We start from the raw sequence: 7,132 nt of genomic DNA, 5'->3' as shown, positions 1-7,132 counted from the left end.
GAAACGGGTATTGGACACAATTTAAGGCACGGTTAGTTGAAGCTAATGAACACATTCCACATGGGATTAGATATAATCTTTCTTTGCATGATGGAAATGATTTAAGGATTGTTGGTTATGATAATGCTCACGGATATCAGCCAAAAAAGAAACGGTATAAAGCTAAAAAAACAACCTGGGATCACATTCATAAACGAAATAAAACATATTCTTATGAATTTGATTCAGCCCCGCAACTAATAGGTGACTTTTGGAATACGGTGCAGGAATTTATTTGAAAAAACGAGGTGTATGTTATGGCAAGAGAAATGAAAATCGGGATTATGTCACGAGACGATTTCAAAAAATATACAATGGCAATCGCAGGGGGAGAGATCAAACCAGGCGAAGACCAACCCAAGGTTTGGTTTGATTCACTTGAATCAATGGCTCAAGTCCTGAGTACCAAAAACAGGGAACTCCTTAAGATTATTAAAGAGGAGGAACCAAACTCGTTGAGGGAGTTGTCTGATGCCTCAGGAAGAAGGGTGAGCAATCTTTCAAGAACCCTTAAAACGATGGAAATCTATGGGATAGTGAAACTTGAGAAGCAGAACAGAGCAGCAAAACCGAGTGTATGCGTTGAGAACTTCCAAGCAGTTTTTGGTATTTAAACACCAATTGTATCAGAATGGCGGGGGCATTTTGTCCCGCCATTTTTATTTGAGTAATAAGCCTATAATCTCCTCTAACGTCCACACATGATCTGCAATACCGGCTGCCATTGCAGGTGTTACACTCTTTCCATCCGTAATCCGCAATTCTGACAACTGTCCACCATTGAACAGGTAGGTGAAGTCAAAAACTGAAAAATAGTTGATGGCAAGATGGGTATTTTAGCGGCGCAAAAATAACGAAACAACACACGGACTGATACTCCGTTTTTCGATGTGATAACCGTGTGATAAACTCCACAGAAAAGAAGGGAAACAGATAGAATAGACGGAAATAGATGGAATTTACTTCGTGGCCTGTTCTTAACGAGTTACGGGAAATCAGACCTTAAATCAAGGGGTTAAATTTGTCTTAAAATCACATTTTTTCGAATTCCCCCTGCTGGTTCTTGCGTCCCGGTCCGGTCATCCAAAGTCCGCCGGGGCGCTTTTCTTTTTTTTGTTATTCATTCCCATTATTTTTTTCTTGACCAATTAACATTAGTGTAGTATTGGTAACATTAAAAGATACATATATTTCGGAGGGGGTGTAGCTTGAAAAATCTGGTGTGGTTAAATAAATCACTTTTGATAATAATTGTGATCAGGACTTGGTTTTTTTGCATTTTACCCTTGACGCTTTAATAAAAGTGCAGTATAGGAGATGATAAATAAGAACATGCAAGTACTTTCTTTTTTCCCTCCTTTCTTTCATAGTGTGCCGGGGATCTGGTCAATTCCCGGTACACGCCTCTCTACAGGAGAAATGCCATGAGAAAACTTCCACAGTTCAAGGTATATAAGAAGTCAGGTGCGATGCAATTCAGCTTTATCCCCGCTCACGATGATGAAGGCGACGAGTTTAGGCAGGCAAGGGGGTTCGTTATGTTGGAGATGGCAAATGCAAATGGGCAGCAGCAAAGCGGACTACCAGGTTGTAATTGGGAAGACAAAATAGTAATGAAACTAAACGATAAAGACCTTGCCGATTTTTTGACTGCCTTGAGAAGTGGTAAGGGAGAGATTGTTCACGATCCCAATGCCGGGAAGAAAGAAGGAAAAGGGAACGGATATAAGATTCTTTCTATACAAAAAGGGTCAACCAGCGGCTATTTTGTAAATATGTCATATCAGGGTAAAACAGCAAAGAGTTCTCTGGATGATAACGAGTCGGGTAGATTGCAGACCTTGTTCATGGCCGCAATCCCAAGGATTTATGGGTGGTAGGAGCTAATCTTGGAGCATAATATGAGAGAATATAAAGTAAGAGCCTCAAATATGGGTGCAACATATAACGTAGGGCGGTTTATTGCAGAATCACCGTGGCAGGCATGTGAAAGAGCGAGAGAAAAATACCGGAATAGTGATTTAGGACAAGCATTAAGAGATGTTAATGCTTTTAATTTTTTCACGGTTGATAATTTTCCGTATGAGGAAGAGGAACATGAGGCTTGCTTTTCATGAGAATAACTCCGTATTACAATCATGCAGGAATTCAAATTTATCAAGCAAACTGTCTTTTTGCCCTTCGTAATCTTCCCGATGAATCAGTGCAGTTCCCGACCGTGCTGAGTTCCGAAAGAACGTGACTAACATTGCATGGGAAACTGAAGTGTGGATTGCAGACAATCCAGATCACATGATTCACTTCAACGGTAACCGTTTTTTAGGTCCACATGACAAGGATAACAAAAATAAATGATGCAAAATAAAATATTAAAAGACCGCAATGGTAGAGAGATCAAATATCTCGGTCAAGACGAAGCACATAAGATTCTATCATTATTAAAGGGCCAGTACCATTTGTATGCTGAAGTGCTGTGGAATACTGGTATGAGAAGCGGAGAGGCGTTGGAGCTTACACCACAGGCGATAAACTATGATGACAATACAATAACAGTAAGAAGTCTGATGAAAAAGGACAAATTGCCGAAGAAAGGAAAGGATCTAAAAAACGAGATAATGGGATTGTCCTTGGCCGTAAAAAAAGCGCCCGGATCGGAAGTGCTAATAGGGAAATTAGAACAGGCAAAAAAAGACTTGTCAGAAATTGAAAGGGAACCTGCCATAACTCAATATAGAGTAATTCCTATATTGGCAGAGTTGAAGGATAAAATAGTGTCTCATTGCACGGGAGCAGGGATAAAAAGAAATGACAGGATTTTCCCTTTCACCCACACAAACGCATATCTGGTTATTAGAAAAGCGGCCGAGGAAGCAGGAATAGAAAAAGGCAGGGGAATTCCTTCTGCCTTTCGTCACGGGTATGCTGTTAACGCAACCCGCGCCGGTATGCCGCCTGCCGTGTTGCGTAGTCTAATGGGACACACTAACATAGTCAGCACATTGGTTTACACCAATGTGCTTGAGCAGGATGCCAGGGAATATTTGGAAAGGATGAAATTCTGATTTTGAAAACCGTGGGGTAAATTGTGAAAAACATCAAAGGAAATAGCGGAAACCTTTTAAGGACCAGTCTCCAGGGGGAAATCAAGTCAATCACATATTCTGATACCACATCAGGTTGGACGGTAGCAAAGGCCGATGTACAGGGGGGAAAACATCTTGTCAACATTGTCGGCGCTATTCTCCAGCCGAATGTTGGAGACATTCTTGACCTGGAGGGCGAATGGGTCAATCACCCAAAATACGGCAGGCAGTTTAAATTTGATGCTTATGTCCCCATCTATCCGGACACCATAAACGGTATTACAGGTTATCTTGGTTCAGGATTGATTAAGGGGATCGGCACTGAGCTGGCAAAGCGAATAGTGAAAATGTTCGGCATGAATACCTTTAATGTTATCGAAAATGAGCCTGACTTGCTGAGCAAGGTCCAAGGAATAGCCGAAAAACGTATAAGCGTGATCAGCAAAGGTTTTAAAGACCAGAAGGAAATCCGGAATGTAATGGTATTCCTGAAGAATTATGGTGTGTCAACCGGGTATGCCGTAAAGATATACAAAAAATATGGGAATGACTCGATTAAACTACTCAAAGAAAATCCCTATCGGCTATCCGAAGATATTTGGGGGGTTGGATTTTTAACCGCTGATAAAATCGCCCAACAGATGGGCTTCAGTAAAGAACACCCCTTGAGAATCAAGGCGGGAGCATTGTATGTCATGACTCAGCTTGAGAAGAACGGTCATGTGTATTGCCCTTATGACGAACTTATCAAAAAAGCAAGCGAGATACTGGGAGTTGATACGAATATTACAAAGAACGCAATTACTACCCTAAATAAAGAAGATCGCTTAATAATAGAAAATAACGGGAATCACTCTGGTATTGATCCTGTATATGAAACAAGTCTGTATGATTGTGAGTGTGGCATAGCAGCAGAGCTTCGGAGACTGGTAACTGCCCCCCCTAATCTTCCCGTGGGCAAGACAGAATTGCCAAAGGTTTTAACTGAAGTCGAGGAGAGAATAGGGATAAAACTGGCGCCTGATCAGTATACTGCCATACGAGCGGCCTGTGAATCAAAGGTAGTAGTAATCACGGGAGGTCCGGGAACAGGGAAGACGACTATCATTGAAGCGATTGCTGATATTTATACTGCAGAAAACCGTAAGGTGGTCATGTGTGCCCCCACCGGCAGGGCAGCCAAACGGATGGCTGAAGCCACAGGGTTCAGATCGTCTACGATCCATCGCCTACTTGAATATATTCCCTTTGGCGGTTTTCAGAGGGATAAACAAAATCCCCTTAAATGTGATCTGTTTGTAATGGATGAGGCTTCAATGGTTGATACGATGCTCGGGTACAGTTTTCTAAAAGCTATTCCTGCCCACGCAAACCTTGTTTTTGTGGGGGACATTTATCAACTACCATCGATTGGACCAGGAAATGTATTGAAAGATATTATTGAAAGCCAAAAAATTCCAACTGTGCACCTGACACATATATTTAGACAGGCCCAAAGATCAAGCATAATTGTGAATGCCCATAAGATCAACAACGGGAAGATGCCATATCTGAGTGCTCCGGAGAAGGGAGATGACTGTTGGTTTATCGAACAGACAGACCCAAAGATTATTCAGGAAATCATTGTTAAACTCATGACTGAAACATTTAAGGATCGAAACCCAATAGAAGACTGCCAAGTGCTTACACCTATGCACAAGGGGTCTCTCGGAACAGAAGCGCTAAACAACCTGCTCCAAGAGAAGCTTAATGCCAACAAAGTGGGTATTGTACGAGGCTTCAGGAAATACAAGATTGGCGACAAAGTGATGCAAATCAAGAATAATTACAAGAAAGACGTTTTTAATGGCGATATCGGATTTATCAGTAAAATTGATACTAAAGAAGAGGAGGTTGGTGTAAAGTTTGAAGATCGTTTGGTAGATTATGAGCTGGATGAGCTGGATGAGCTGATGCTGGCATACTGCACGACAATCCATAAAGTTCAGGGATCGGAATATCCGATAGTGATTATACCGGTAGTAACCCAGCATTACATTATGCTGGCCCGAAACCTGCTTTATACGGGTGTTACAAGGGGCAAAAAGCTGGTAGTCCTAATTGGGAGCAAGAAGGCTATCGGCATAGCCATAAAAAATAACAGGGTGTTGCAACGCTATACGGGGCTGAAAGAGCGGCTGGTAGGAACAGTTGAGCAGCAATCTATGGGGCAGTTGCAGTAAAATGTTATGAGGTGGTCGTAATATACTTCTTTGAGGAGGAGTTTCTTGGCCTTGTTGAATGACTGGAGGCTTGTATTGCCTCTGTCTGCCGCATAAGAGATCCCCCCTGTCATGCAGAGCATTGACAGAGCTATGAGGAATGATACCAGCCGCTTCATTGCTTTTCCTTTATCAGGCTCACCTGGGATATGATGTCCATCAACCGTTGAGTTTAACCCTTGCCCTTGAAGAGTACTTGAAAGAAACAACCCTTCTTGGCTCAATAATCATGTGCTCTCCTGTTTGAGGATTTCTACCATTTCTGGCTTTCTTGTCAATAACGTAGAACTTCCCGAATCCGCTGATCTTGACCGCCTCACCATTCACAAGTGATTGTTTGATTATCTCCAGGACGGATTCGAATATGTCTGTGGATCTGTCCTTGGGAAGACCAAGCTGGTCTTCGATTGATTTGACCATATCTGCTTTTGTAAGGGTCAAGGGGAAGATACCTCCTTCGATAATAGAATGATTTTATAGTGCTTGTATTGTTGATTACTTGTGTGTCTTTTTTTATCAATATGAAAGGCGTTCAGTCAATGTTTTATGAAGAGATTATTATTTTTTAATGTACGCATTCAATCCAATGGTCAAAAGCTTTCCGTCAACCATAACATCAGTGCTGATATTCCCTCTGGTACTGGCGACAACGAGTGTTTTCCCTGATGCGCTTGGTACGGGGTTTTTATTGATTTCAATTTCGATATAAAGTGTGTCGTTTTCAATTTTTGCTTTCATTTGTCTTGCCCTCCTTCCTCTTTCCCTTTCCCTCATTTGAATTTCTTTTGCGTGCTTCACGGATGCTTTCGTGTCGACCGAAAAAATTACAATCATTCATATAGGCCATGCCTTGGATATAGGTCAAGATAAGTTCTCTTTTGGTGGCGGAATGCGTCGGAATAGCCATTTACCTGCGCCCAGCCGGTGATCCCCGGAATAAGTTTATGAATCCCCTTCCCTGTCCTAAGCCCAACCAGATCATCCTGATTAAACAGAGCAGGACGTGGCCCCACAAAACTTATGTCTCCTTTTAAAATACTGTACAACTGTGGCCATTCATCCAGACTGAACTTCCGCAAAAAAGACCCGATCGGAGTAAGGTAAGCATCAGGATTTTTCATGAGATGGGTTGCGACAGCCGGGGTATCAACACGCATAGTCCGAAACTTGGGCATCCTGAATCTCCCATTATTAATCCCCACCCTGTCCGACCAGTATAATGCCGGCCCCTCCGAAGTCAGCCTCACCATCAACCCGACAACAAAAATCGGCACACTCAAAAAACATAATAAACACCAAGCCATAGCCAGATCAAAGATACGCTTCAATTCACAGATTTCGCAGATTTCCGCAGAGTTAAAAAACAATTTCATTTAATTGATCCGTGCAAGCTGTGTAATTTGCAAACTGGTTATCCATTTTTCAATCCGTGTAATCTGTGGATCACGCAACTGCTTCAATGCCTTTTCGATCCACCAAGTTAAGCAGCTTGACTGCCGCAGGGCCAGGTTTCTTTCCGCCTGACTCCCAGCTCGCCACAGATGTCTTGCTCACGTTCAGGTACGCAGCGAATACCGCCTGACTGACGCGATAGCGCGATCGTATCTTTTTAATTTCCTGTGGCTGATACGTCTTCACGGGAAACAGACAAAGCGCATCAAATTCGCGCATGGTTATCTCATTCATAATACCCGCATCGCGCAAACCCTTTGCCGTCTCATGAACAACCGAGAGAATACTGTCAGATCC

10 protein-coding genes are annotated in these 7,132 nt (G+C 42.5%); 6 read left to right on the top strand and 4 right to left on the bottom strand.

From position 1 onward, the window contains the following. The 6 genes from Q7J27_06190 to Q7J27_06165 form a co-directional block, all read left to right on the top strand. On the top strand, positions 1-278 hold a 278-nt coding region (locus Q7J27_06190), incomplete at its 5' end, for a hypothetical protein (GenBank protein MDO9528734.1). Positions 279-296: 18 nt separating this feature from the next. Continuing rightward, a complete protein-coding gene (locus Q7J27_06185) occupies positions 297-653 on the top strand; it encodes a transcriptional regulator (GenBank protein ID MDO9528733.1) in 357 nt (118 codons plus the stop codon). Between the two features lie 810 nt (positions 654-1,463). After that, positions 1,464-1,919, top strand: a complete 456-nt coding sequence (locus Q7J27_06180; protein ID MDO9528732.1) for a hypothetical protein — start codon at positions 1,464-1,466, stop codon at positions 1,917-1,919. A gap of 21 nt (positions 1,920-1,940) precedes the next feature. Next, on the top strand, positions 1,941-2,156 hold the full coding sequence (locus tag Q7J27_06175) for a hypothetical protein (GenBank protein ID MDO9528731.1): 216 nt from the start codon (positions 1,941-1,943) through the stop codon (positions 2,154-2,156). Between the two features lie 234 nt (positions 2,157-2,390). After that, positions 2,391-3,101 carry a tyrosine-type recombinase/integrase gene (locus Q7J27_06170; GenBank protein MDO9528730.1) on the top strand — a complete coding sequence of 237 codons (711 nt, stop codon included), beginning with the start codon at positions 2,391-2,393 and terminating at the stop codon, positions 3,099-3,101. 23 nt (positions 3,102-3,124) lie between these two features. Then, on the top strand, positions 3,125-5,344 hold the full coding sequence (locus Q7J27_06165) for an ATP-dependent RecD-like DNA helicase (GenBank protein MDO9528729.1): 2,220 nt from the start codon (positions 3,125-3,127) through the stop codon (positions 5,342-5,344). Between the two features lie 198 nt (positions 5,345-5,542). Here Q7J27_06165 and Q7J27_06160 read toward each other — a convergent pair whose 3' ends face one another. The 4 genes from Q7J27_06160 to Q7J27_06145 form a co-directional block, all read right to left on the bottom strand. After that, entirely contained in the window at positions 5,543-5,824 is a 282-nt protein-coding gene (locus Q7J27_06160) for an integration host factor subunit alpha (GenBank protein ID MDO9528728.1), read from the bottom strand. Positions 5,825-5,941: 117 nt separating this feature from the next. Beyond that, positions 5,942-6,121, bottom strand: a complete 180-nt coding sequence (locus tag Q7J27_06155; GenBank protein MDO9528727.1) for a hypothetical protein — start codon at positions 6,119-6,121, stop codon at positions 5,942-5,944. 92 nt (positions 6,122-6,213) lie between these two features. Beyond that, positions 6,214-6,756 carry a sugar transferase gene (locus Q7J27_06150; protein MDO9528726.1) on the bottom strand — a complete coding sequence of 181 codons (543 nt, stop codon included), beginning with the start codon at positions 6,754-6,756 and terminating at the stop codon, positions 6,214-6,216. A 70-nt stretch (positions 6,757-6,826) separates the two neighbouring features. Beyond that, positions 6,827-7,132: DNA-binding transcriptional regulator (locus tag Q7J27_06145; protein MDO9528725.1), on the bottom strand; the 306-nt coding region annotated here is incomplete at its 5' end.

It is taken from the genome of Syntrophales bacterium (assembly GCA_030655775.1).
GTDB lineage: Bacteria > Desulfobacterota > Syntrophia > Syntrophales > JADFWA01 > JAUSPI01.
The sequence above is the reverse complement of the archived record's forward strand: the minus strand, read 5'-3'. Positions and strand labels throughout refer to the sequence as shown.

Coding starts and splice junctions, on each gene's coding strand:
- Q7J27_06170 (MDO9528730.1), top strand. CDS start 2,391: ATGATGCAAAATAAAATATTAAAAGACCGCAATGGTAGAGAGATCAAA.
- Q7J27_06150 (MDO9528726.1), bottom strand. CDS start 6,756: ATGAAATTGTTTTTTAACTCTGCGGAAATCTGCGAAATCTGTGAATTG.
- Q7J27_06175 (MDO9528731.1), top strand. CDS start 1,941: ATGAGAGAATATAAAGTAAGAGCCTCAAATATGGGTGCAACATATAAC.
- Q7J27_06155 (MDO9528727.1), bottom strand. CDS start 6,121: ATGAAAGCAAAAATTGAAAACGACACACTTTATATCGAAATTGAAATC.
- Q7J27_06180 (MDO9528732.1), top strand. CDS start 1,464: ATGAGAAAACTTCCACAGTTCAAGGTATATAAGAAGTCAGGTGCGATG.
- Q7J27_06185 (MDO9528733.1), top strand. CDS start 297: ATGGCAAGAGAAATGAAAATCGGGATTATGTCACGAGACGATTTCAAA.